Genomic DNA, 22995 nt, shown 5'->3' with positions numbered 1-22995 from the left:
ATGAACGACCAAACCAATGACAAGGCGGAGTGGCACGGCGCGAAGCTCGACTTCAAGGAGTCCATGAGCTACGGCGACTACCTGGGTCTGAACCAGATCCTGTCCGCCCAGCACCCGCTCTCGCCCAACCACAACGAGATGCTGTTCATCATCCAGCACCAGACCAGCGAGCTGTGGATCAAGCTGATGCTGCACGAACTGCAGGCGGTGCGCCGCCACATCCGGGAAGACAACCTGCCGCCGGCCTTCAAGATGCTGGCGCGGGTAGCGCGCATCATGGACCAGCTGGTGCATGCCTGGGACGTGCTGGCCACCATGACGCCGCCCGAGTACACGGCGATCCGCCCCTACCTGGGCGCATCCTCGGGCTTCCAGTCCTTCCAGTACCGCGAGCTCGAATTCATCCTGGGGAACAAGAACGCGAACCTGCTCGCCGTCCACGAGAAGTCGCCAGATGCGCATGCCATCCTCGAACGCGAACTGCACACGCCCTCGGTGTACGACGAGGCGGTGATGCTGCTGGCGCGCAGCGGCTTCGCGATCGCGCCCGAGCGCCTGGCCACCGACTGGACCCGCCCCACCGAGCTTGACGACACCGTAAAAGCGGCCTGGCTGGGCGTCTACCAGGACACCGAGCACCACTGGGCGCTGTACGAACTGGCCGAGAAGCTGGTCGACCTGGAGACCGCCTTCCGCTTCTGGCGCTTCCGCCACGTGAGCACGGTCGAGCGCATCATCGGCTTCAAGACCGGCACCGGCGGCACGGCGGGCGTCAGCTACCTGCGCAAGATGCTCGACGTGGTGCTGTTCCCGGAACTGTTCGCGCTGCGCACGGCGCTCTGAAGACGTACAATCGCCGTTGATCTTTTCTTAACGGTGGAGGCGCGATGAAGTGCGACGTACTGATCCTGTCAGGCCTGTGGAACTCCGGCCCCGAGCACTGGCAAAGCCAGTGGCAGGGGCGCTATCCGGCCTGGACCAAGGCCCAGCACCGCGACTGGAACTGCCCGGACCGCGACGAATGGGTGGCCGAGCTGGATGCCGCGATCGGGGCCTGCAAGGGCGCGCCGATCCTGGTCGCGCACAGCCTCGGCTGCATGCTGGCGGTGCACTGGGCGCTCAGCGGCTCGCCGCTGAAGGTGGCCGGCGCCTTCCTGGTGGCGCCGAGCGACGTCGAGGCCCCGAGCTATCCGGTACCCGTCAACGGCTTCGCGCCGATTCCGCTCCAGGCCCTGCCCTTCCCGAGCCTGGTCATCGCCAGCACCGACGATCCCTATGTCTCGAACGAGCGCGCGGCGGCCTTCGCCCGCGCCTGGGGCAGCCGTTTCATCCAGATCGGCGACGCCGGCCACGTCAACGCGGATTCGGGCCACGGTCCCTGGCCCGAGGGCGAGCGCCTGCTGCAGGAATTCTGCGACCAGCTCGGACACACGACGTGACGATCCTCGCTACCCCACGCCTGCGCCTGGAACCCGTCTGTCCCGCGCACTATGAGGGCCTGCGCGTGCTGAACGCCGATCCGGCGGTGCAGCGCTACATCGCGGGCAGGCCCGAGACGCCCGAGGAGACGGCGGCCATGATCGAACGCGTGCAGGGCCGCTGGAAACAGTTCGGTCATTCGTGGTGGAGCTTCATCGAACAGGACAGCGGGGAACTGGTCGGCGCCGGCTGCATCCAGCACCTCGGCCACGATCCCGCCAACGAGCACGAAATCGGCTGGCGCCTGCGCCCGGACCGCTGGGGCCGCGGCTATGCGACGGAAGCGGCACGCCGCATGGCGGCCTTCGCCTTCGACGAGCTGAAGGCGCCGCTGCTGGCGGCGATCTGCCATCCGGACAACGCGGACTCCAGCAGGGTCATGCAGCGTCTCGGCATGCGCTACCGGGGCGAGGAAACCTGGCACGCACAGACGGTGTCGGTCTACGACATCAGCGCGCAAGCCTGGGCGGCCATGAAATAAGAGAAGATGAAGACTTACCACGGCAGCTGCCACTGTGGCAGCGTACGGTTCGAGGCCGATATCGACCTCGGTGCCGGCACTATCAAGTGCAACTGCACGATCTGCAGCAAGATGCGCTTCTGGGCGGCGCAGGTGCCTTCACATGCATTCCGGCTGCTTGCGGGCGCCGAGACGCTGCGCGAATACCGCTACCACACGCGGCGCGACGCCCATTACTTTTGCGGGAATTGCGGCATCAATACCTTCTCCACCGGCGACTCGCCGTCGCTGGGCGCCTTCCACGCGGTGGTGCTGGCCAGCCTGGACGACCTGCCGCCCGAGGAACTGATCGCCGCACCGGTGCGCTACCTCGACGGCCGTAATGACAATTGGACCACGCCGCCCAGAGAGGTCAGGCATTTGTAGGGTGGACGGCTTCGCCGTCCGCGCGTTCGATTCCGGCATGCGTTGCCACTGCGCGTAGGAGAGTTGAACGCGCGGGCGGACAAGCCGCCCACCCTACGAAAAGCAAATGCCACACCCATGAAAAACCGGGGCTCACGGCCCCGGTTCTTTGTGCAGCTTACTGCCTGACGCTTACTTCGCCGTCGCCAGCAGCATCTCGTTCAGGCGCTTCACGAACGAGGCCGGATCGCTCAGGCTGCCGCCTTCGGCCAGCATGGCCTGGTCGAACAGGATGTGCGACCAGTCGGCAAAGCGGGCACCGTCCGCGTCCTCGTACTTCAGGCGCGTCACCAGCGGGTGGTTCGGGTTGATCTCGAGGATGGGCTTCGATTCCGGCGCGTTCTGGCCGGCCGCCTTCAGCATGCGCAGCAGGTTGCCCGACAATTCGTTCTCGTCCGCGACCAGGCAGGCCGGCGAATCGGTCAGGCGGAAGCTGACGCGCACGTCCTTGGCCTTCTCGCCCAGCGCGCCCTTCATCTTCTCGACCAGCTCCTTGTAGCCGGCTTCGACTTCAAGGTGCTCCTTCTTCTCGGCTTCGTCCTCGAGCGCACCCAGGTCCAGGCCGCCCTTGGCCACCGACACCAGTTCCTTGCCCTCGAACTCGCTCAGGAAGGACAGCATCCACTCGTCGACACGGTCCGTCATCAGGAGCACTTCGACGCCCTTCTTGCGGAAGATCTCCAGGTGCGGGCTGTTCTTCGCGGCGCTGAAGCTGTCGGCGGTGACGTAGTAGATCTTGTCCTGGCCTTCCTTCATGCGCTTGACGTAGTCCTCGAAGGACACGGTCTGCTCGTCCGATTCATTGGCGGTCGAGGCGAAGCGCAGCAGCTTGGCGATGCGGTCCTTGTTGGTGGCGTCCTCGCCGATGCCTTCCTTGAGCACCTGGCCGAACTCTTTCCAGAAGGTGGCGTACTTGTCCTTGCCCGCCTGCTCTTCCGAATTCGCCATCTCTTCCAGCATGCCCAGCACGCGCTTGGTCGAGCCTTCGCGGATCACCTTCACGTCGCGGGATTCCTGCAGGATCTCGCGCGAGACGTTCAGCGGAAGGTCGGCCGAGTCGATCACGCCCTTGATGAAGCGCAGGTAGGTCGGCATCAGCTGCTCGGCGTCGTCCATGATGAACACGCGCTTGACGTACAGCTTGATGCCGGCACGCTTGTTGCGGTCCCACAGGTCGAAGGGTGCATGCGCCGGGACGAACAGCAGCTGGGTGTACTCGCTGCGCCCTTCCACCCGGTTGTGGGTGTAGGCCAGCGGTTCCTGGAAGTCGTGCGAGACGTGCTTGTAGAACTCGTTGTACTGCTCGTCGGTGATGTCGCTCTTCGAGCGCGCCCACAGTGCGCTGGCCTGGTTGACGGTCTCGAACTCGTCCTTCAGCACGGTCTGCTTCTGCTCGTCGTCCCACTCTTCCTTCTGCATCACGATCGGCAGCGAGATGTGGTCCGAGTACTTGCGGATGATCGATTTCAGCTTCCAGGACGACAGCAGCTCTTCCTCGCCGGCGCGCAGATGCAGGATCACGTCGGTGCCGCGGCCCGGCTTTTCGATCGATTCGATGCTGTAGTCGCCCTCGCCGGTCGACTCCCAGCGCACGCCTTCCGAGGCGAAGGCGCCGGCGCGGCGGGTGTTCACGATCACGCGGTCGGCCACGATGAAGGCCGAGTAGAAGCCGACGCCGAACTGGCCGATCAGGGCCGCGTCCTGCTGCTGGTCGCCCGACAGCTTGCTGAAGAATTCCTTGGTGCCCGACTTGGCGATGGTGCCCAGGTGCGAGATGACTTCGTCGCGGCTCATGCCGATGCCGTTGTCCGAAATCGTGAGGGTGCGCGCATCCTTGTCGAAGCTGACCTTGATCTTCAGTTCATGGTCATTGCCGTACAGGGCGTCGTTGTTGATCGCCTCGAAGCGCAGCTTGTCGGCCGCGTCGGAAGCGTTCGAGATCAGTTCGCGCAGGAAGATCTCCTTGTTCGAATACAAGGAGTGGATCATGAGCTGCAACAGCTGTTTTACTTCTGCCTGGAAGCCAAGGGTTTCTTTTTCGGCAACTGCCATCTTGTTCCTCGTAAAAAACATGGGTGGGGTGGTTCAACTCGGAGGCATATAGGGATGGGCAAGCCGTTTTCAAGGGTCTTTTTGGCAAGTTTTGCGGCGGCCGGACTTTTTTTGCCCGGCCTGTCGAATCCGGGCCGCCCCGTTCGTCGTCCTGGGAGCAGCACCCCACAACGAATACAGGAGATCGATCATGAAGCAGGCAGCGCGTCCAATCCCCGAAGGCTTCCACAGTGTCACCCCGCACCTGGTCTGCGAAGGCGCGGCCAGGGCGATCGACTTCTACCGCCAGGCCTTCGGCGCGGTCGAAATCGACCGCATGCCCGGCCCGGGCGGCAAGATCATGCATGCCAGCCTGCGCATCGGCGATTCGGTGCTCATGCTGTGCGACGACTTTCCCGAGTACGGCAGCCGCGGGCCGCTCGCCCTGCAGGGCTCGGCGGTCGTCATCCACCTGTACGTACCCGACGCCGACGCGGTCTGGGAACGCGCACTGGCGGCCGGGGGCAAGCCCCTGATGCCGCTGGACGATGCGTTCTGGGGCGACCGCTACGGCCAGCTGGTCGATCCCTTCGGCCACCGCTGGGCCATCGCCACCCACCTGCGCGACATGACGCCGCAGGAAATCCAGGACGAGATGGCCAAGGCGATGCCGGGTGGCTGCCCGGGCGCCTAGGTTCGCAGGGCGCGCTCCAGCAGGCGGAGCGTGGCCGCGTCCTGCAGCGCCGCCACGTTCAGGCGCATGCGGGTCGAGGGCAGCTGGTTCGGCGAAAACAGGCTGCCCGGCGCCAGCAGCAAGTCGTCCTGCATGGCGCGCGCGGCCACCGCATTGGTGTCGCGGCCGGCGTCGACCCAGACGAACATGCCGGCGCTCGGGGCCGGTTCCGGACGCAGGCCGAACGCCTCCAGCTGGCGCAGCGCCTTGGGACGCACCGCGTCGAGCCGGCTGCGCACCCGGTCCAGGTGCTTGCGGTAGAGGCCTTCGGACAGGATCTTGTAGACCACCCGCTCGCCGATGTCGCTGGTGGTGAGCGTGGCCAGCATCTTGCGGTCGGCCAGGCGCTGCGCCCGTTCGCCGGACGCAGCGATGAAGCCGACGCGCAGGTTCGGGGCCATCGATTTCGAGAAGCCGCCGAGGTAGATCACCTGGCGCAATCCGTCCAGTGCCGCGAGACGCGTGGCATTCCCGGGGTGCAGGTCGGCATAGATGTCGTCCTCCACCACCGTGAAACCGAATTGCTCGGCCAGGCGCAGCACCTGGAAAGCCTTGGCCGCCGACAGCGAGGTCGAGGTTGGGTTGTGCAGCACCGAGTTGATCACGTACAGGCAGGGCCGGTGCAGGGCCGCCAGCGCGGCCAATTGTTCCAGGTCGGGACCGTCGCCCAGGCGCCGCACGCCGACCACGTTCAGGCCCATCGCCGCGAACGAGCCGAACATCAGGAACCAGGCCGGGTCGTCGACCAGGATGGTGTCGCCCGGCCGGCAGAACTCGCGCGCGACCAGGTCGAGCGCCTGGGTCACGCCCATGGTCATGACGAGCTGTTCGGGCGGCGCCTCGATCTCGAATTCGGCCAGTTTCAGTTGCAGCTGCTGGCGCAGCGGGAGGAAGCCTTGCGGCGCGCCGTAGCCGAGATAGCCGGCGCTGTTCTGCCGGCTCAGGGCGGCCAGGGCCTTGGCCACGGCCGGACCGTCGAGCCAGTCGGCCGGCAGCACGCCCGCGCCCGGCGAATGCTGGAGCGGCGACTGGCGGAACATGTTGCGGATCAGCCAGGCAACGTCGAGGGTGGCCGCGGCAGGCGGCGCCGGCGCCCTGCTGCCGGCTCCGGACTGCGGCTGCGCCCGTTCGCGCACGAAGAAGCCGGCGCCGCGGCGTGAATCGAGGTAGCCCTGCGCCACCAGCCGGTCGTAGCTGGCGACGACCGTGAACGGCGACACCCCGTGGCTGGATGCGAAGCGGCGGATCGAGGGCATGCGCGCGCCGGGCCGCAGCAGGCGCTCGTCGATGCGCGCGGCCACGGCGCGCACGATCTGGTCGGCCAGGGGCTCGCCGGCGTCGCGCGCCAGGCTCAGGATGGGCGTATCGGTCATGTCACCATCACAGTGAAGAAATTAAGTGTCGAAGTGTACTGGGACTGTGTTGGTCCGCAGCGCTAGCATAGACCTGACTCCACGACCGCCGCAAGCATTTCGACAAGGACTTCCATGCACACCGCCAGCCCCGCCGCCGTTTCAACGACCACCGTCCGTGACGAGAACCGCGGCATGCTGCTCGGCCTGCTCGGCGTGGCGATGTTCAGCCTGACCATCCCGTTCACCCGCATGGCGGTCGCCGAGCTCGACCCCGTGTTCGTCGCCCTCGGCCGCGCACTCGGGGCCGCCCTGCTGGCGGCCGGATGGCTGGCCTGGCGCCGCGCGCCCCTGCCGCCGCGCAGCGCCCTGGTCCCGCTGGCCCTGGTGGCGGCCGGCTGCATCGTCGGCTTCCCGCTGCTGACCTCGATCGCCTTGCGCAGCGTGCCCGCCTCGCACGGCGCCCTGCTGGTCGGCGTGCTGCCGCTGGTCACCGCGCTGTACGCGGCCCTGCGCGGCTACGAACGGCCTTCGCGCGGCTTCTGGGGCATGGCGCTGCTGGGATCCGGCCTGGTGGCCGCCTTCGCCCTGGTCGAGGGCGGCGGCAGCCTGCACCTGGCCGACCTGCTGATCTTCGGCGCCGTGCTGGCGGCGGCGGTCGGCTACGCCGAAGGCGGCCGCCTGTCGCGCAGCCTGGGCGGGCCGGAAACCATTTGCTGGGCGCTGCTGCTGGCGGCGCCGGCGGTGCTGGCCGCCCTGGCCTGGTACGGCGTCCCCGCCCTGGGCACGGTCGGCGCCTGCTCCTGGCTCGCGTTCGCCTACGTCACGGCTTTCTCGATGTTCATCGGCTTTTTCTTCTGGTACCGCGGCCTGGCCCTGGGCGGCGTGGCGCGGGTCGGCCAGGTGCAGCTGCTGCAGCCCTTCCTGAGCCTGCTCGGCGCCAGCCTGCTGCTGGGCGAGGCGCTGACCCCGGCCAACGTCGCCTTCGCGCTGGCAGTGGCCGCCGTCGTGTTCGGCGGACGCCGGATGGCGGTACGCCAGCAGTAAAAACACGCTCCAGGACGCCGGGTGGACGTACAATACCGGCTTCTTTCACCGCAACGTCACGAAAATTATGTCCGTCTACGACAAACTCAAAGAACTGAACATCACCCTGGCCGCACCGGCCACCCCGGCTGCCGCCTACGTCATGTACGTGCAGACCGGCAATCTCGTGTTCATCTCGGGCCACATCGCCAAGAACGCCGACGGCTCGCCGAACACCGGCATCCTGGGCAAGGACAAGACCACCGCCGACGGCCAGGCCGCTGCGCGCTCGGTCGCCATCGACCTGCTCGGCACCCTGCAGGAAGCCGTCGGCGGCGACCTGACCCGCGTCAAGCGCATCGTCAAGGTGATGAGCCTGGTCGCTTCGACCCCGGAATACAACGAGCAGCACCTGGTCACCAATGGCTGCTCGGAACTGATCGGCGAAGTCTTCGGCGAAGCCGGCAAGCACGCCCGTTCGGCCTTCGGCGTCGCCTCGCTGCCGCGCGGCACTTGCGTCGAAATCGAAATGATCGTCGAAGTCGCCTGACATTTGTTAACTAGTACCGATCGCGGGCTGGGCCTACCCGGCCCGGTCCATCCCGAGGCCGCCTACCCGCGTGCCTTATAATGGTCCGGCACTACCCGTGCGGTCCCTTCCTGTGAGATAGAGCATGAAAATCGAGAATCCAAATCCCATCCAGTGGCAGTTTTCGGAGCGCGCGCAGCAGCTGCAAAGCTCGTTCATCCGCGAAATCCTGAAGATCACCCAGCGTCCGGAGATCATCTCCTTCGCCGGTGGCCTGCCGTCGCCAGCCACTTTCCCGGTCGAGCGCATGAAAGAAGCGTACGACAAGGTCCTGAGCGAGGCCGGCAAGGTCGCGCTGCAGTACGGCCCGACCGATGGCTATGGCCCGCTGCGGGAATGGATTGCCAACTCGCTCTCCACGGAAGGCAGCCGCATCCTGCCTGAACAGATCCTGATGACCTCGGGCTCGCAGCAGGCGCTCGACCTGCTGGGCAAGGTCCTGATCGACGAAGGCAGCCGTGTCCTGGTCGAGACCCCGAGCTACCTCGGCGCCCTGCAGGCCTTCTCGGTCTACCGTCCCGAATTCAAATCCGTCGACACCGACGAGCACGGCCTGGTCCCAAGCTCGATCGACGCCGTGGCCAAGGGCGCGCGCCTGCTGTATTCGCTGCCGAACTTCCAGAACCCGACCGGCCGCAGCCTGTCGGTGGAACGCCGCCAGGCGTTGGTGGAAACCTGCGCCCGCCTGGGCGTGCCGCTGATCGAGGACGATCCCTACGGCGCCCTGTCTTACCGCGGCGAGCCGATGCCGAAAATGGTCGCGATGAACCCGGACGGCGTGATCTACATGGGTTCCTTCTCCAAGGTGCTGACCCCGGGCATCCGCCTCGGCTACGTCTGCGCGCCGCTGCCGCTGGTGCGCCGCCTCGAGCTGGCCAAGCAGGCGGCCGACCTGCACACCGCCCAGCTGACCCAGATGGTGGTGCACGAAGTGGTGAAGGACGGCTTCCTCGACCAGCACATCCCGACCATCCGCAAGCTGTACGGCGACCAGTGCCAGGTGATGCTGGACGCGATGACCGAGCACTTCCCGAGCAGCGTGACCTGGACCAAGCCGGAAGGCGGCATGTTCATCTGGGTGACCCTGCCGAAGAGCATCGACGCCATGAAACTGCTCGACCAGTCGCTGGCCGCCCGCGTGGCCTTCGTGCCCGGCGCGCCGTTCTACGCGAATGAGCCGGCGAGCAACACCCTGCGCCTGTCCTTCGTGACCGTGCCGCCGGAGCGCATCCGCGAAGGCATTGCCGTCCTCGGCAAGCTGATCAAGGACATGCTGTAAACCTTAGGCCTTCATGACAAACCGCCGGCCCGCCCGGCGGTTTTGCATTTCTGTCATGACAAGTGGATATTAGGCAACATAATATCCACAAGTCACTCCGATGGGAGTATCATCGTTCGCAGCCTTACTTTTCGGCAACTTAGCGATCGTATGAATTCCCCTTGCCCAGCGTTTTCGATGCCTGTCCGCCAGACGACGATCCTGATCGTCGACGATGCGCCGGACAGTCTCGACCTGCTCAACGAAATGCTGCGCAGCGAGGGCTATCACACCTTCGTCGCCAACTCGGGCAAGCGGGCCATCGCACTGGCCGAGCGCGTGCAGCCCGACCTGATCCTGCTCGACGTCCTGATGCCGGGCATGGATGGCTTCGAAACCTGCCGCCATCTCAAGGCGCATCCGGAAACGACCGGTATTCCCGTCATCTTCATCAGCGGCTGCAGCACCACCGACGATGTCGTCTCCGGTTTCGACCATGGCGCGGTCGACTACATCTCGAAGCCCGTGCGCCTGCCTGAAGTCCGGGCGCGCGTGCGCTCCCAGCTGCAGATGCAGTCCAGCAGCGAACACCAGAAACGCCAGACCCGCCGCTTGCGCATGATCGTCGAAGGCATGGACGAAGGCCTGATGCTGGTCGGCGCGGACGGACGTATCCAGTATGCCAATCCGGCCAGCGAGCGCTTCCTGGGATGCAAGGAGACCGAACTGGCCGGCCGTCCCCTGGCCGCGCTGCTGGCGGAGCCCGCGGCGAACGACTATGCCGCCTATTTCGACCGGCGTGACGCCGCCCTGCTGGAGCGCTGCCGCGGCACGCGCGAGGTACTGCTGCAGCAAGCCGACGGCAGCCTGCGTCCGATGGACCTCAACCTGTCGCCGATGGCCTCGGGCGAACAGCTCTATGTCGCCCTGCTGCACGACATCAGCCACCACAAGCGCTCCGAGACCGCCTTGCAGCAAGCGGCCCTGGCCGACCCCCTGACGGGGATCGCCAACCGGCGCCAGTTCGACGCCTGCCTGGAGAAGGAATGGCAGCGCGCGATCCGTACCGCGCGGCCGCTGTCGCTGCTGGTCCTCGACGTCGATCACTTCAAGCTCTACAACGACCTGCTCGGCCACGCGGCCGGCGACGTCTGCCTGCAGGCGGTCGCGGGCTCGCTGCAGGCGCATGCCCTGCGCGCGACCGACCTGGCGGCGCGCTATGGCGGCGAAGAATTCGTGCTGCTGCTGCCGGACACCCCGCATCCGGGCGCGGCCAAGATCGCCGAATCGATCCGCGCCGCCATCGAACGCCTGCGCGTGCCGAATCCGCGCTCGTCGACCTCCGACTTCGTCACCGTCAGCGTGGGGGCGGCCACCTTCGTACCGACCCAGTTCGACGACATCCACTCGCTGTTCCTGGCCGCCGACCGCGCCATGTACGATGCCAAGGCGGCCGGGCGCAACCAGGTGCGTTCGGTCGAAGGCGGCTACACCTGGGACGCGATGCAGCGCGCGCTGGCGCGCTAGAAACGCTGCGGGTAGCCGGTAATACGGGCGATATCGCGGTACATCGGCTGCAGCCGGCGGTACATCTTCAGGTAGACCTCGCGGTACAGGCGGTCGTAGACCGCATGGTTTGCCGCGATCGGCTCGAACACCCTGCCCACCCGCGTCATGGCCTTGATGGCCGTCCCGAAATCCGGATACAGGCCCAGCCCGACCGCGGCGTCGATCGCCGCGCCCAGTCCCGAGGTCTCGTACACGTGCGGGCGCGCGGTCGGCAGGCCGAAGATGTCGGCGGTGAGCTGCATCGCCGCGTCGCTTTGCGAGCCGCCGCCCGACACGCGCAATTCCAGGATGCGGGCACCGCCGCGCCCTTCGATCCTTTCCTTCCCTTCGCGCAGCGCATAGGCCAGCCCTTCCAGGATGGCGCGGTAGACGTGGGCGCGGGTGTGCACGTCGCCGAAGCCGATGATCGCGCCCTTGGCCTCGCGCCCCGGCACCCGGATGCCCGGCGTCCAGTAGGGCTGCAGCATCAGGCCCAGCGAGCCGGGCGGCACTGCGTTCGCCAGTTCGTCGAACAGGTGTTCGGGCGCCACGTCCTCCAGCAGCGCGCGTGACTGCTCGTGGTGGCCGAACTGCTCCTTGAACCAGTTGACCATCCAGTAGCCGCGGAAGACCTGCACTTCCGTACTGTAGGCGCCGGGGACCGCCGCCGGATAGGGCGGCACGAAGGGCGTCACCTCGAGGTAGCGGGTGGTGGTGGTGTTGATCGTCGCCGTGGTGCCGTAGCTCAGGCAGCCGACCTGGGGCGTGCTGCAGCCGGCGCCGATCACTTCGCAGGCCTTGTCGGCGGCGGCGGCTAGCAGCGGCAGGCCTTGCGGGATGCCGGTCTCCAGCGCCGCCTGCGCGCCGATCACGCCCAGCTGGGTGCCGGGCTCCTGCAGGGCGGGCAGCATGTGCGGCTCCACCGCCAGCGCCTGCCACTTCCAGTCGCGCCGGCCGGCCCACCTGCGCCGGCGGTAGTCGAAAGGCAGATAAGCCACCTGGGAGCCGGACGAATCGGCGAAGCGCCCGCACAGGCGCCAGTTCAGGTAGCCCGACAGCAGCAGGAATTTATCGGTCGCCTGCCAGACCTCGGGCTGGTGCGCGCGGATCCAGTTGATCTCGGCTTCGCCGCGGAAGTAGTCGATGGTGCCGTCGACCCGCGCCAGCTTGAAGGCGGTGCGCCACAGCGGGCCGATCGGCGGCACGGTCTCGGTGCGGCGCTGGTCGAGCCAGGTGATGGCCGGGCGCAGCGGCCTGCCCTCGCGGTCGAGGTTGATCACGGTCCCGCGCTGGGTCGTCACCGCCACGCCGGCAATCCGGGCGCGCTCGGCTCCCGGCTGGGTCCACAGTGCTTGACACGCCTGGCACAGCGCCTGCCAGAAGCCGTCCGGCTCGTGCTCGGCCCAGCCGGGATGCGCGCTCGTGTAATCCAGCAGCGGGACCTGGGACTTGGCGACGATGTCGCCCTTCAGGTCGAACAGGATGGCGCGCACGCTCTGGGTGCCATTGTCGATGGCGAGGATCAGGGGTTCGCGCATGGTATGCCGCATGTCTCTTTTCTCTTGTTATGTACAGCCATTGCCGATTAAGCCAGAATAAGCCCTGGTCCTCAAGCGTATTGCCGACATGAATGACAATAAAAGAAACGAACTGACGCGGATGGCTTGGGAGATCCATGGCGCCGTCGAAGACAGCTACCTGCGCCACCCGGCCACCCGGGACGATCCGGACGCCTGGCGCGAGAAACAGCGCCTGCTGCTGGCGGATATGGCGCTCCACCTGCTGCAGACGGCGCTGAAGCCGGGCGACATCGAACTGGAAAAGCTGAGGAATAACCTGCACGCGATCCTGACCATTTCGGATGGGTTCCTGCCGCATGCCGGATTGAAAGCTGCTACCGAGAATTTGTACATCGACCGCTAAGCTCGCACTACGCAAGGTTCGAGCCTCTACTGGGCCCGCCCCTGTCGGTTCGGCCGCCGCTCCGGTATCATGCGGGTATGAATGAGACTACTTCCCAGCCGTTTATCATCGGTGTCGCCGGCGGCAGCGGCAGCGGCAAGTCGACGGTGACCCAGCAGGTGCTGGCGTCGTTCGGCGCCGAGATGGTCTCGGTCGTAATGCAGGACGATTACTACCGCGACCAGTCCGATCTCAGCCCTGAAGTCCGCCGCAAGCAGAATTACGATCACCCGCAAGCTTTCGACTGGCCACTGCTGGTACAGCACGTCCAGGCCTTGCGCAATGGCGAAACGATCGCGATGCCGGAGTACGACTTTACGATCGACAACCGCTCCGACAAGACCATTCCGGTCAAGCCAGCCCCGGTCATCGTGATCGAGGGCCTGTTTGCCCTGTACGACGCGGACTTGCGCAACATGATGTCGCTGAAGATCTTTGTCGACACCGCTGCCGACGTCCGCTTCATCCGCCGCATGCAAAGGGATATTGCCGAACGCGGGCGCTCGATGGACAGCATCGTCGGCCAGTACCTGGAAACCGTACGCCCGATGCACAAGCAATTCATCGAGCCGACCAAGCGCCACGCCGACGTCATCCTGCCGCACGGCGCGAATGGCCCGGCAGTCGACGTGATCACCACCAAGGTAGCGAGCGTCATCGGCCAGCTGCAGCGCCCCTGATGTTTTTTTAATGCAGCAATAAGGAATGGTATGGCAAAGAAAGAAGAACTCGACGAAGAAACCCTGGCCTTCATCCAGTGGTGCATCGAAGTCGAAGGTTTCCTGGTAGCAGGCGGCGCGACCGTCAAGCAGGCGCAGGACCATATCGAAGAGCAGGTCGAGTGGTTCATGGACCAGTTCTACGACGGGTTGACGCCCGAGGAAGCCGCGAAAGAAGCGTTGGCCTGAACCCTCACCCGTTCGTGCGGCGGCTGCCCGGTCGCAAGCTGGGCAGCCATCCATCGCTTCAGCGTGCAAAGGCTATAATTGCCTGAATATCCAAAGCGAACAGGCCGCTCACCGCGGTGACAGACGTGAATCCACATCTCGACCAGCTCCACCCCTATCCCTTCGAACAGCTGCGCCAGCTGTTCAGCGGCGTTACCCCGAACGCCGCACTCAGTCCGATCAGCCTCGGCATCGGCGAACCGAAACACCCGACGCCCGCCTTCATCGAAAAAGCCCTGATGCATGCGATGGCGGGCCTGGCCGTCTACCCCAACACCCACGGCGGCGAGCCGCTGCGCGTGGCGATCGCGGGCTGGCTGGAACGGCGCTACGGCATCCCGGCCGTCGACCCGGCCACCATGGTGCTGCCGGTGAATGGTTCGCGCGAGGCGCTGTTTGCCTTTGCCCAGTGCATCGTCGACGGCAGCAAGAGCGGCGCGCTGGTGATGAGCCCCAACCCCTTCTACCAGATCTACGAAGGCGCGGCCTACCTGAGCGGCGCCACGCCCTATTACGTCAACTCGGAACCCGGCCGCAACTTCGCACCCGATTTCGGCAGCGTGCCGGATGACATCTGGGCGCGCGTGCAGCTGCTCTACGTCTGCTCGCCGGGTAACCCGACCGGCGCCGTGCTCACGCTCGAGGACTGGCGACAGTTGTTCGAGCTGTCCGACCGCCACGGCTTCGTGATCGCCGCCGACGAATGCTATTCCGAGATCTACTTCGGCGCGACCCCGCCGCTGGGCGCATTGGAAGCCGCGCACCAGCTGGGCCGCAGTGAAGGTAACCGCCCCTACGCCAACCTGGTCGTCTTCTCGAGCCTGTCGAAGCGCTCGAACGTGCCGGGCATGCGCTCGGGCTTCGTCGCGGGCGACCCTCAGCTGCTGAAGAAGTTCCTGCTCTACCGCACCTACTGCGGCGGCGCGATGTCGCCGCCGATCCAGGCGGCCTCGATCGCGGCCTGGAACGACGAGCACCACGTGCAGGAGAACCGCGCGCTCTACCGCGAGAAGTTCCAGCTCATCACCCCGCTGTTGAAACAGGTGATGGACGTCGAGCTGCCGGACGCCGGCTTCTACCTGTGGGCCGACGTGCGCCGCACCGGCCTGTCGGACACCGAGTTCGCACGCCGCCTGTACGCCGAATATAATGTGACGGTTTTGCCAGGCAGTTACCTTGCACGCGAAGCGCACGGCCTCAACCCGGGCCGCAACCGTATCCGCATGGCGCTGGTCGCCAGCGTCGACGAAGGACTCGAGGCCGCCAACCGCATCGTCGAGTTCTGCAAGGGCTTGTGACTGGCAGCACCACCGAATACACCTTAACTAGAGAATCCTCATGACCCAACAACTCCAGAACATCATCGACACCGCGTGGGAACAGCGCGCGGAAATCAGCCCGTCCAAGGCCAGCGCGGAAGTGCGCGACGCGGTCGCCCACGTGCTCGCAGGCCTCGACAACGGCAGCCTGCGCGTGGCGCAGAAGGATACCGGCAGCTGGGTCGTGAACCAGTGGATCAAGAAGGCCGTCCTGCTGTCCTTCCGCCTCGAGAACAACGTGCCGGTGGCAGGTGGCGGCGGCATGCAGTTCTACGACAAGGTCCCGACCAAGTTCGCCGACTACACCCCGGAAGATTTCGCCAAGGGCGGCTTCCGCGTGGTGCCGCCGGCAGTCGCGCGCCGCGGCAGCTTCATCGGCAAGAACGTGGTGCTGATGCCGTCCTACGTCAACATCGGCGCCTACGTCGATGAAGGCGCGATGGTCGACACCTGGGCCACCGTCGGCTCCTGCGCCCAGATCGGCAAGAACGTGCACCTGTCGGGCGGCGTCGGCATCGGCGGCGTGCTGGAACCGATGCAGGCCAACCCGACCATCATCGAAGACAACTGCTTCATCGGCGCGCGTTCGGAAATCGTCGAAGGCGTGATCGTCGAAGAGAACTCGGTGATCTCGATGGGCGTCTACATCGGCCAGTCGACCAAGATCTACAACCGCGAAACCGGCGAAGTGACCTACGGCCGCGTGCCGTCGGGCTCCGTGGTGGTGTCGGGCAGCCTGCCGTCCGCCGACGGCAAGTACAGCCTGTACTGCGCCGTGATCGTCAAGCGCGTCGATGCGCAGACCCGCTCGAAGACCGGCATCAACGAGCTGCTGCGCGGCGACTAAGCCGACCCCGGACGACAAAGGAGACGATGACATGGCCATGGACCGCCTGTTCCAGCTGATGAAGGAGAAGAACGCTTCCGACATGTTCTTCGCCGTGAATTCGCCGGTGCACATCAAGATCAACGGGAACCTCATCCCGATCAACCAGCATCGTCTCGAACCGGAAAACATCGTCTCGCTGCTGTCCGAGATCGCCACGCCCGAGCAGATGCAGGAACTCGAGCGCGAGAATGAGCTCAACCTGGGTGTCTCGGTCGCCAACCTCGGGCGCTTCCGCCTGTCGGCCTTCCGCCAGCGCGGCTCGATCTCGGCGGTGTTCCGCTTCGTGCCGGCGAATATCCCGCCGCTTGGCGAACTGGGCCTGCCGCCGGTGCTGTCCGAGCTGATCATGGAAAAGCGCGGCCTGCTGCTGATCGTGGGCGCGACCGGCTCCGGCAAGTCGACCACCATCGCCTCGATGCTGGACCACCGCAACGAACAGCGCAGCGGCCACATCCTGACCCTGGAAGACCCGATCGAGTACCTGTTCAAGAACAAGAAGTCGATCGTCAACCAGCGCGAGATCGGCAGCGACGCCACCAGCTTCGGCACCGCCCTGCGCAATTCGATGCGCCAGGCCCCGGACTGCATCCTGATCGGCGAGATCCGCGACAAGGAAACCATGGCGGCGGCGCTGGCCTATGCCCAGTCCGGCCACCTGGTGCTGGCGACCCTGCACGCGAACAACAGTTACAACGCGCTGAACCGCATCATCAGCTTCTACCCGATCGAGAACCGCGCCGCCCTGCTGCAGGACCTGGCATCGAGCGTCAAGGCGATCGTCTCGCAGCGCCTGATCAAGTCGGCCGCCGGCGGCCAGCGCCAGGCCGCGGTCGAAGTCATGCTGAATACCCGCTACATCGCCGACCTGATCGAAAAAGGCGAGATCGGCCAGATCAAGGAAGCGATGGACAAGAGCCTGTCGCCGGGCTCGCAGTCCTTCGAGACCGCCCTGCTCAAGCTGGTCAAGGACGGCCTGGTGAGCCAGGAAGAAGCGCTGGCGAATGCGGATTCGGCCACCAACCTGCTCTGGCTGCTCAACAATGGGCCGGACAGCCAGGTGCAGCCGGAAGAGCAACAGAAGAAACCGGGCGACGAGCCGCCGGGCGCGTCGTTTACCGAATTCACCTTGAATAGCTGAGCCGTTTCTTCCGTCCGCTGCGGAAAAACGCCCCTGTGTAGAATCCTCGCAGGGGCGTGCTGTGCTATCCTTCCCGCCTTTCCAAAATACCATCGGCCTGCGCGTTCGCGCGGGCGCAAGGATTGACGCAACATGACCACGACCCTCTACGGCATCCCCAACTGCGACACCGTCAAGAAAGCCCGCACCTGGCTGGCCGACAAGGGCCACGACTTCACGTTCCATGACTTCAAGAAACAGGGCTTGACGCGCGAACTGGTGGCCGGCTGGCTCGAACAGCTCGACTGGGAAACCCTGGTCAACCGCAAGGGCACGACCTGGCGCAATCTGCCCGACGAGCGCAAGGCGCAAGTCAGCGACAAGGCCGCAGCGCTGGAACTGATGCTGGAAAACCCCTCCGTCATCAAGCGTCCGGTATTGGCCGGCGTGGGCCCGGTCTCGGTCGGCTTCTCGGCCGACATGTACGACGCCAAGTTCAAGGCCGCTGCATGAAACCCTCGCGCACCCTGCTCCTCACCGAAGAGCTGATCGCCCTCGATTCGGTCACCCCGCACGACAAGGGCTGCCAGCAGCGCCTGATCGAGCTGCTGGCGCCGCTCGGTTTCCACTGCGAGACCATCGAATCGAAGGGCGTCACCAACCTGTGGGCGCGCAAGGGTACGACTTCGCCGGTGTTCGTGTTCGCCGGCCACACCGACGTGGTGCCGTCCGGTCCCGAACATCAATGGACCTCAGCCCCCTTCGTGCCGACCCGGCGCGACGGCAAGCTGTATGGCCGCGGCGCCTCCGACATGAAGACCTCGATCGCGGCCATGGTCGTCGCCTGCGAGGAGTTCATCGCGGCCCACCCGGACCACAAGGGCTCGATCGCCTTCCTGATCACCAGCGACGAGGAAGGCCCGGCCGTGGACGGCACCGTGGTGGTCTGCGAGCGCCTGGAAGAACGCGGCGAGACGCTCGACTACTGCCTGGTGGGCGAGCCCACCTCGGTGCACGTGCTGGGCGATACCATCAAGAACGGCCGCCGCGGCTCGCTTTCGGGTCACCTGGTGATCAAGGGCGTCCAGGGCCACATCGCCTATCCGCACCTGGCGCGCAACCCGATCCACCAGGCTGCGCCGGCGCTGGCCGAACTGGCCGCAGAAAGCTGGGACGAAGGCAACGAGTACTATGCGCCGACCAGCTGGCAGATCTCGAACATCCAGGCCGGCACCGGCGCCACCAATGTGATCCCGGGCAGCCTGAGCCTCGACTTCAACTTCCGCTTTTCCACCGCCAGCACCGCCGACGGCCTGGAAGCGCGCGTGCACGCCATCCTCGACCGCCACTGCCTCGACTACGAGCTGCAGTGGACCTTGTCCGGACAGCCCTTCCTGACGCCCAAGGGAACCCTGTCGGACACCCTGTGCGACGCGATCCGCGAGGAGCTGGGCGTGCAGACCGAACTGTCGACCACCGGCGGCACCTCGGACGGCCGCTTCATCGCCCGCATCTGCCCGCAGGTGATAGAATTCGGGCCTCCGAACGCCAGCATCCACAAGATCGACGAACACATCGAGCTGCGCTACATCGATCCCCTCAAGAACATCTACCGCCGCACGCTGGAACAGCTGCTGGCGCAGTAACACAACCGGGAGAAGGCCATGACCAATACCACTTTCAGCACGCCGCGCGACCTGCTGCGCTATGCGATCACCCGCTTCAACGGCGCCAAGCTGTTCTTCGGCCACGGCAGCGCCGAGGCCTTCGACGAAGCCGCCTACCTGATCCTGCACACCCTCAAGCTGCCGCTGGACCGCCTCGATCCCTTCCTCGACGCCCGCCTGCTGCCGGACGAAGTGATCCAGGTGATGGAAGTGATCGAGCGCCGCGTCAGCGAACGCGTGCCGGCCGCCTACATCACCAAGGAAGCCTGGCTGGGCGATTACCACTTCTACGTGGACGAGCGCGTGCTGGTGCCGCGCTCCTTCATCGCCGAACTGATCCCGCAGACCTTCAGCCCCTGGGTGCAGGACGCGGACGCCGTCGAGAACGTGCTGGAACTGTGCACGGGCAGCGGCTGCCTGGCGATCATGATGGCCGACGCCTTCCCGAACGCCGTGGTCGATGCGGTCGACATCTCGAAGGATGCGCTGGCCGTGGCCGAGCACAACATCCGCGAGTACAAGATGGAAGGCCGGGTCAACCCGATCGAATCGGACCTGTACACCAATGTGCCGTTCAAGAAGTACGACCTGATCGTCACCAACCCGCCCTACGTCAACAGCAGCTCGATGGGCAAGCTGCCGCCGGAATACCTGCGCGAGCCGCAGATCGCCCTGGCGGGCGGCGAGGACGGCATGGACCTGGTGCGCAAGATCGTCGCCGGCGCCGCCGAACGCCTGACGCCGGAAGGCATCCTGGTGGTCGAGATCGGCAACGAGCGCGATTTCACGGAAGCCGCCTTCGGGCATCTCGGCCTGACCTGGCTGACCACCAGTGCCGGCGATGATGCCGTGTTCCTGCTTACGGCCGAACAACTTCAATCGCAATAATCCGTAGGGTGGGCGGCTTCGCCGCCCGCGCGTTCAACTCCCGGACGCACTGTGGCAACGCATCCTTTAGTTGAACGCGCGGGCGGGAGACCCGCCCACCCTACATAGACAGAACTACGCAATGATCCGTTTCCAGAACGTCAGCCTGATGCGCGGCACCAAGCCGCTGCTCGAGGACGCCGACCTCACCCTCAACCCGGGCGACAAGATCGGCCTGATCGGCGCCAACGGCGCCGGCAAATCGAGCCTGTTCGCCATGCTGAGGAACGAATTGCACCCCGACCAGGGTGCGATCGATTTCCCCGCCAAGTGGCGCATGGCCTACGTGGCGCAGGAGACACCGGCCCTCGACCGTCCGGCGCTGGAGTACGCGATTGACGGCGACGTCAACCTGCGCCGCCTGCAGGCCGAGCTGGACGAACTGGAAGCGCATCCGGATGCGGACGACCACGGCATGCGCCTGGGCGAACTCCACAGCCTGCTGCTGGATGCCGACGCCTACACGGTGCAGTCGCGCGGCGAGCAGCTCCTGATCGGCCTCGGCTTCTCGCTGGAGCAGATGCAGCAGCCGGTGGCGAGCTTCTCGGGCGGCTGGCGCATGCGCCTGAACCTGGCGCAGGCGCTGATGTGCCCTTCCGACCTGCTGCTGCTGGATGAACCGACCAACCACCTGGACCTGGACGCGATCATCTGGCTGGAAGACTGGCTCAAGCGCTATCCGGGCACCCTGATCATCATCTCGCACGATCGCGACTTCCTCGACGAGATCGTGAACGTGGTCGTGCACATCGACGAGCGCAAGCTGAAGCGCTACTCGGGCAACTACAGCGCCTTCGAGCGCCAGCGCGCCGCCCACCTGGTGCTGGCCGCCGCCGCCTTTGAAAAGCAGCAGCGCACCCGCGCCCACCTGCAATCCTTCGTCGACCGCTTCAAGGCCAAGGCCACCAAGGCGCGCCAGGCCCAGAGCCGCATGAAGGCCCTGGCCAAGATGGAAGAACTGGCGCCGCTGCGCGCCGCCGCCGAATTCTCCTTCGAGTTCCGCGACCCGCTGTCGGCCCCGAACCCGCTGCTGGTGCTGGAAGACGTCGACGCCGGCTATCCGCTGCTGGACGAGCACGGCGACAAGGTGGGCGGCAAGGCCATCGTCAAGCGCGTGAATTTCTCGCTGCAGATCGGCCAGCGCATCGGCCTGCTGGGCGTGAACGGCGCCGGCAAATCCACCCTGATCAAGACCGTCGCCGGCGAACTGATGCCGCTGGAAGGCAAGGCCACGCTCGGCAAGGGACTGTCGATCGGCTACTTCGCCCAGCACCAGGTCGAGATGCTGCGCCACGACGAGTCGCCGCTGTGGCACCTGGCGAAGATCGCGCCGACCGTGCGCGAACAGGAACTGCGCAATTTCCTGGGCAGCTTCAACTTCCCGGGCGAGATGGTGAGCAGCCCGATCGCGCCCTTCTCCGGCGGCGAGAAGGCGCGCCTGGCGCTGGCCCTGATCGTGTGGCAGCGGCCCAACCTGCTGCTGCTGGACGAACCGACCAACCACCTCGACCTCGAGACCCGCGAGGCCCTGACCATGGCACTGGCGCAGTTCGAGGGAACCGTGGTCCTGGTCTCCCACGACCGCCACCTGCTGCGCGCCACCACCGACGAGTTCATCATCGTCGCCGACGGCAAGCTGCAGCCCTTCGACGGCGACCTGGACGACTACAAGGAATGGCTGTTCCAGACCAAGCTGGGCAAGGGCACCGACACCCTGCCGGCGCCGAAGGCGGCGGCACCGGTACAGATCGTTGCGCCGGTCGACCGCAAGGAACAGAAGAAGCAGGAAGCGGAAACGCGCCAGCGCCTCGCGGCCCTGCGCAAGCCGATCGAGAACCGCGTCAAGCGCCTCGAGGAGCAGATGGCCAAGCTGAACGCGAAGAAGGCCGACATCGACGCCCAGCTGCTGGACCCGGGCATCTACGAAGCCGAGAACAAGGACAAGCTCAAGATCCTGGTGGCCGACCAGGCCTTTGCAGTGCGCGACCTGGAGCAGCTGGAGTCCGAATGGCTGGAACTGCAGGAGCAGCTGGAAGGCTTGGCCGCCTGAGTTCTCAAGCCACCTGGCGCGGTTCCGCGGGCGCCACCGACATCAGGCGCCCGATGTCGATCAGGATCAGGCGCCGTCCCCGGGCCAGGCCCAGCCCGATCAGGTAGTCGGCATCGAACTGCGCGTCCGGCAGCGGCACCACCTGCTCCGGATGCAGGCGCACCACGCCGGTCACGCGCTCCACCACCACCCCGACCACGCCGGCCGGCACGCGCACGATCACCACGTCGGTATCCGGCTCCGGCAGCGAAAAGCCGGGGGCGAATGCGGCCCGCAAATCGACCACCGGCATGATCACGCCGCGCGACAAGGCCACGCCGCCGATGATCTCGCCGTCGCTGGAAAAGCGCTCGAGCGAGCGGAATACCTTCAGTTCCTGCACGGCGGCATAGTCGAGCCCATAGTCGAGCCCGCCCAGGGTGAAACCGAGGAACTGCTGGGGTCCAGAAAGAGCGGGAATGTGGTTCGACATGGTGGTTCCTTTCATCGGCACCACCTATCCTAAGGGCGAGCTCCTTCCGAAATGTTGACTGTAGTCAACTACTCACTTCCCGAGCATTGCCACGAGCGGGGCATCGTTGGGATTGACCAGCAGCTTCGCCAGCAGCGCGCGCGGCACCAGCGAGACCGCCTGGCTTTCCCAGCCCATGTCGGACGGGCAGCCGCCAAGGCGCCGGCCCAGGTAGTAGCGGGTCCGGCTGCGGCTGCGGGTCAGGTCGGCCAGGAAGCCGGTGAGCGCCACCCGCATGCCGCTTTCTTCGTGCGCCTCGCGGATCGCGGTGGCGCGCAGGGACATGCCCGGGTCGAGCGTCCCTTTCGGAAAGGTGGCGCTGTAGCCGCCGAAGGCGTTCGACGGGTGCACCACCCACAGCCGCCCGTCCTCTTCGAGGATGACGACGCCCGCCGCCACCCGCTTGTCCGGCGCGGGCACGAAGTCGGGTTCCTCGAAGCCTTCCCGGCCAGCTAGCGCGGCCCAGCCGGCGTCGTCCCGCGGCGCATCCTTCCATACCCCGAAGGAGATGCCGTTCAGGGCGGCGGGCAGCGCGCCTTGCGGGATCACGGTGGCCACCTGTCCCGGATCAAGCCAGTGCGCCATGGGCGTGGCCGGGGTCGGGCACGCGAGCACCACGGGGACGCCGCTATCGTTCTTCTTCGGATGGATGACGGTCATGCGGC

Annotated in this window: 24 protein-coding genes; 19 read left to right on the top strand and 5 right to left on the bottom strand. The window is 65.9% G+C overall.

Annotated elements, in window-relative coordinates; all coding sequences use genetic code 11:
• The 4 genes from kynA to ACSQ25_RS08420 are packed head-to-tail and all read left to right on the top strand — an operon-like array spanning nt 1 to nt 2365.
• Entirely contained in the window at nt 1-843 is an 843-nt protein-coding gene (gene kynA / locus ACSQ25_RS08435) for a tryptophan 2,3-dioxygenase (RefSeq protein ID WP_436105254.1), read from the top strand.
• A 44-nt stretch (nt 844-887) separates the two neighbouring features.
• Complete coding sequence (locus tag ACSQ25_RS08430) at nt 888-1439, top strand: RBBP9/YdeN family alpha/beta hydrolase (protein WP_436105253.1); 552 nt, start codon at nt 888-890, stop codon at nt 1437-1439.
• Nucleotides 1436-1960: a GNAT family N-acetyltransferase gene (locus ACSQ25_RS08425; protein WP_436105252.1), complete on the top strand. Its 525-nt coding sequence runs from the start codon at nt 1436-1438 to the stop codon at nt 1958-1960. The genes ACSQ25_RS08430 and ACSQ25_RS08425 overlap by 4 nt, the downstream gene beginning before the upstream one ends.
• A 6-nt stretch (nt 1961-1966) precedes the next feature.
• A complete protein-coding gene (locus ACSQ25_RS08420; protein WP_436105251.1) occupies nt 1967-2365 on the top strand; it encodes a GFA family protein in 399 nt (132 codons plus the stop codon).
• Nucleotides 2366-2536: 171 nt separating this feature from the next.
• On the opposite strand, the gene htpG is transcribed toward ACSQ25_RS08420, so the two are convergent.
• Complete coding sequence (htpG, locus tag ACSQ25_RS08415; RefSeq protein ID WP_436105250.1) at nt 2537-4456, bottom strand: molecular chaperone HtpG; 1920 nt, start codon at nt 4454-4456, stop codon at nt 2537-2539.
• A 190-nt stretch (nt 4457-4646) separates the two neighbouring features.
• Between htpG and ACSQ25_RS08410 the strand changes: the two genes are divergently transcribed.
• The gene (locus tag ACSQ25_RS08410) at nt 4647-5129 is read left to right on the top strand and encodes a VOC family protein (protein WP_436105249.1); all 483 of its coding nucleotides are present in this window, start codon (nt 4647-4649) and stop codon (nt 5127-5129) included.
• Here ACSQ25_RS08410 and ACSQ25_RS08405 read toward each other — a convergent pair.
• Nucleotides 5126-6541 (bottom strand): PLP-dependent aminotransferase family protein, encoded by a 1416-nt coding sequence (locus ACSQ25_RS08405; protein WP_436105248.1) that lies wholly within the window; start codon nt 6539-6541, stop codon nt 5126-5128. The genes ACSQ25_RS08410 and ACSQ25_RS08405 overlap by 4 nt on opposite strands.
• 114 nt (nt 6542-6655) lie before the next feature.
• On the opposite strand from ACSQ25_RS08405, the gene ACSQ25_RS08400 reads away from it, so the two are divergent.
• The 4 genes from ACSQ25_RS08400 (at nt 6656) to ACSQ25_RS08385 (ending at nt 10920) form a co-directional block, all read left to right on the top strand.
• A complete protein-coding gene (locus ACSQ25_RS08400; protein ID WP_436105247.1) occupies nt 6656-7567 on the top strand; it encodes a DMT family transporter in 912 nt (303 codons plus the stop codon).
• Between the two features lie 67 nt (nt 7568-7634).
• Entirely contained in the window at nt 7635-8096 is a 462-nt protein-coding gene (locus ACSQ25_RS08395; protein WP_436105246.1) for a RidA family protein, read from the top strand.
• 124 nt (nt 8097-8220) lie between these two features.
• Nucleotides 8221-9414 carry a PLP-dependent aminotransferase family protein gene (locus ACSQ25_RS08390; protein ID WP_436105245.1) on the top strand — a complete coding sequence of 398 codons (1194 nt, stop codon included), beginning with the start codon at nt 8221-8223 and terminating at the stop codon, nt 9412-9414.
• Nucleotides 9415-9591: 177 nt separating this feature from the next.
• Entirely contained in the window at nt 9592-10920 is a 1329-nt protein-coding gene (locus ACSQ25_RS08385; protein WP_436105244.1) for a diguanylate cyclase, read from the top strand.
• On the opposite strand, the gene ACSQ25_RS08380 is transcribed toward ACSQ25_RS08385, so the two are convergent.
• A complete protein-coding gene (locus ACSQ25_RS08380; protein WP_436105243.1) occupies nt 10917-12491 on the bottom strand; it encodes an FGGY-family carbohydrate kinase in 1575 nt (524 codons plus the stop codon). The genes ACSQ25_RS08385 and ACSQ25_RS08380 overlap by 4 nt on opposite strands.
• Nucleotides 12492-12600: 109 nt before the next feature.
• On the opposite strand from ACSQ25_RS08380, the gene ACSQ25_RS08375 reads away from it, so the two are divergent.
• The 10 genes from ACSQ25_RS08375 to ACSQ25_RS08330 all read left to right on the top strand — a co-directional run bounded on the left by ACSQ25_RS08375 (nt 12601) and on the right by ACSQ25_RS08330 (nt 21819).
• Nucleotides 12601-12864: a hypothetical protein gene (locus tag ACSQ25_RS08375; protein WP_436105242.1), complete on the top strand. Its 264-nt coding sequence runs from the start codon at nt 12601-12603 to the stop codon at nt 12862-12864.
• 77 nt (nt 12865-12941) lie between these two features.
• Complete coding sequence (gene udk, locus ACSQ25_RS08370) at nt 12942-13583, top strand: uridine kinase (RefSeq protein WP_436105241.1); 642 nt, start codon at nt 12942-12944, stop codon at nt 13581-13583.
• 30 nt (nt 13584-13613) lie between these two features.
• Complete coding sequence (locus ACSQ25_RS08365) at nt 13614-13811, top strand: hypothetical protein (RefSeq protein ID WP_436105240.1); 198 nt, start codon at nt 13614-13616, stop codon at nt 13809-13811.
• A gap of 125 nt (nt 13812-13936) precedes the next feature.
• Nucleotides 13937-15148: a succinyldiaminopimelate transaminase gene (gene dapC / locus ACSQ25_RS08360; protein WP_436105239.1), complete on the top strand. Its 1212-nt coding sequence runs from the start codon at nt 13937-13939 to the stop codon at nt 15146-15148.
• Between the two features lie 40 nt (nt 15149-15188).
• Nucleotides 15189-16016, top strand: a complete 828-nt coding sequence (gene dapD / locus ACSQ25_RS08355) for a 2,3,4,5-tetrahydropyridine-2,6-dicarboxylate N-succinyltransferase (RefSeq protein ID WP_436105238.1) — start codon at nt 15189-15191, stop codon at nt 16014-16016.
• Nucleotides 16017-16047: 31 nt separating this feature from the next.
• Nucleotides 16048-17196 carry a PilT/PilU family type 4a pilus ATPase gene (locus tag ACSQ25_RS08350; RefSeq protein WP_436105237.1) on the top strand — a complete coding sequence of 383 codons (1149 nt, stop codon included), beginning with the start codon at nt 16048-16050 and terminating at the stop codon, nt 17194-17196.
• Nucleotides 17197-17328: 132 nt separating this feature from the next.
• Nucleotides 17329-17688 (top strand): ArsC family reductase, encoded by a 360-nt coding sequence (locus ACSQ25_RS08345; RefSeq protein ID WP_436105236.1) that lies wholly within the window; start codon nt 17329-17331, stop codon nt 17686-17688.
• Nucleotides 17685-18821 (top strand): succinyl-diaminopimelate desuccinylase, encoded by a 1137-nt coding sequence (gene dapE / locus ACSQ25_RS08340; RefSeq protein ID WP_436105235.1) that lies wholly within the window; start codon nt 17685-17687, stop codon nt 18819-18821. The genes ACSQ25_RS08345 and dapE overlap by 4 nt, the downstream gene beginning before the upstream one ends.
• Nucleotides 18822-18839: 18 nt before the next feature.
• A complete protein-coding gene (prmB, locus tag ACSQ25_RS08335) occupies nt 18840-19730 on the top strand; it encodes a 50S ribosomal protein L3 N(5)-glutamine methyltransferase (RefSeq protein WP_436105234.1) in 891 nt (296 codons plus the stop codon).
• Nucleotides 19731-19851: 121 nt separating this feature from the next.
• Entirely contained in the window at nt 19852-21819 is a 1968-nt protein-coding gene (locus ACSQ25_RS08330) for an ATP-binding cassette domain-containing protein (RefSeq protein WP_436105233.1), read from the top strand.
• A gap of 4 nt (nt 21820-21823) precedes the next feature.
• On the opposite strand, the gene ACSQ25_RS08325 is transcribed toward ACSQ25_RS08330, so the two are convergent.
• Both ACSQ25_RS08325 and ACSQ25_RS08320 read right to left on the bottom strand, forming a co-directional pair.
• Complete coding sequence (locus ACSQ25_RS08325; protein ID WP_436105232.1) at nt 21824-22306, bottom strand: chemotaxis protein CheW; 483 nt, start codon at nt 22304-22306, stop codon at nt 21824-21826.
• 57 nt (nt 22307-22363) lie between these two features.
• Nucleotides 22364-22990, bottom strand: coding sequence for an NUDIX hydrolase (locus tag ACSQ25_RS08320; RefSeq protein ID WP_436105231.1), 627 nt, complete (start codon nt 22988-22990; stop codon nt 22364-22366).
• Nucleotides 22991-22995 lie beyond the last annotated feature (5 nt).

The organism is Massilia sp. LjRoot122 (assembly GCF_964252725.1).
Lineage (GTDB): Bacteria > Pseudomonadota > Gammaproteobacteria > Burkholderiales > Burkholderiaceae_D > Telluria.
This window is presented reverse-complemented; position numbering and strand designations above follow the sequence as displayed.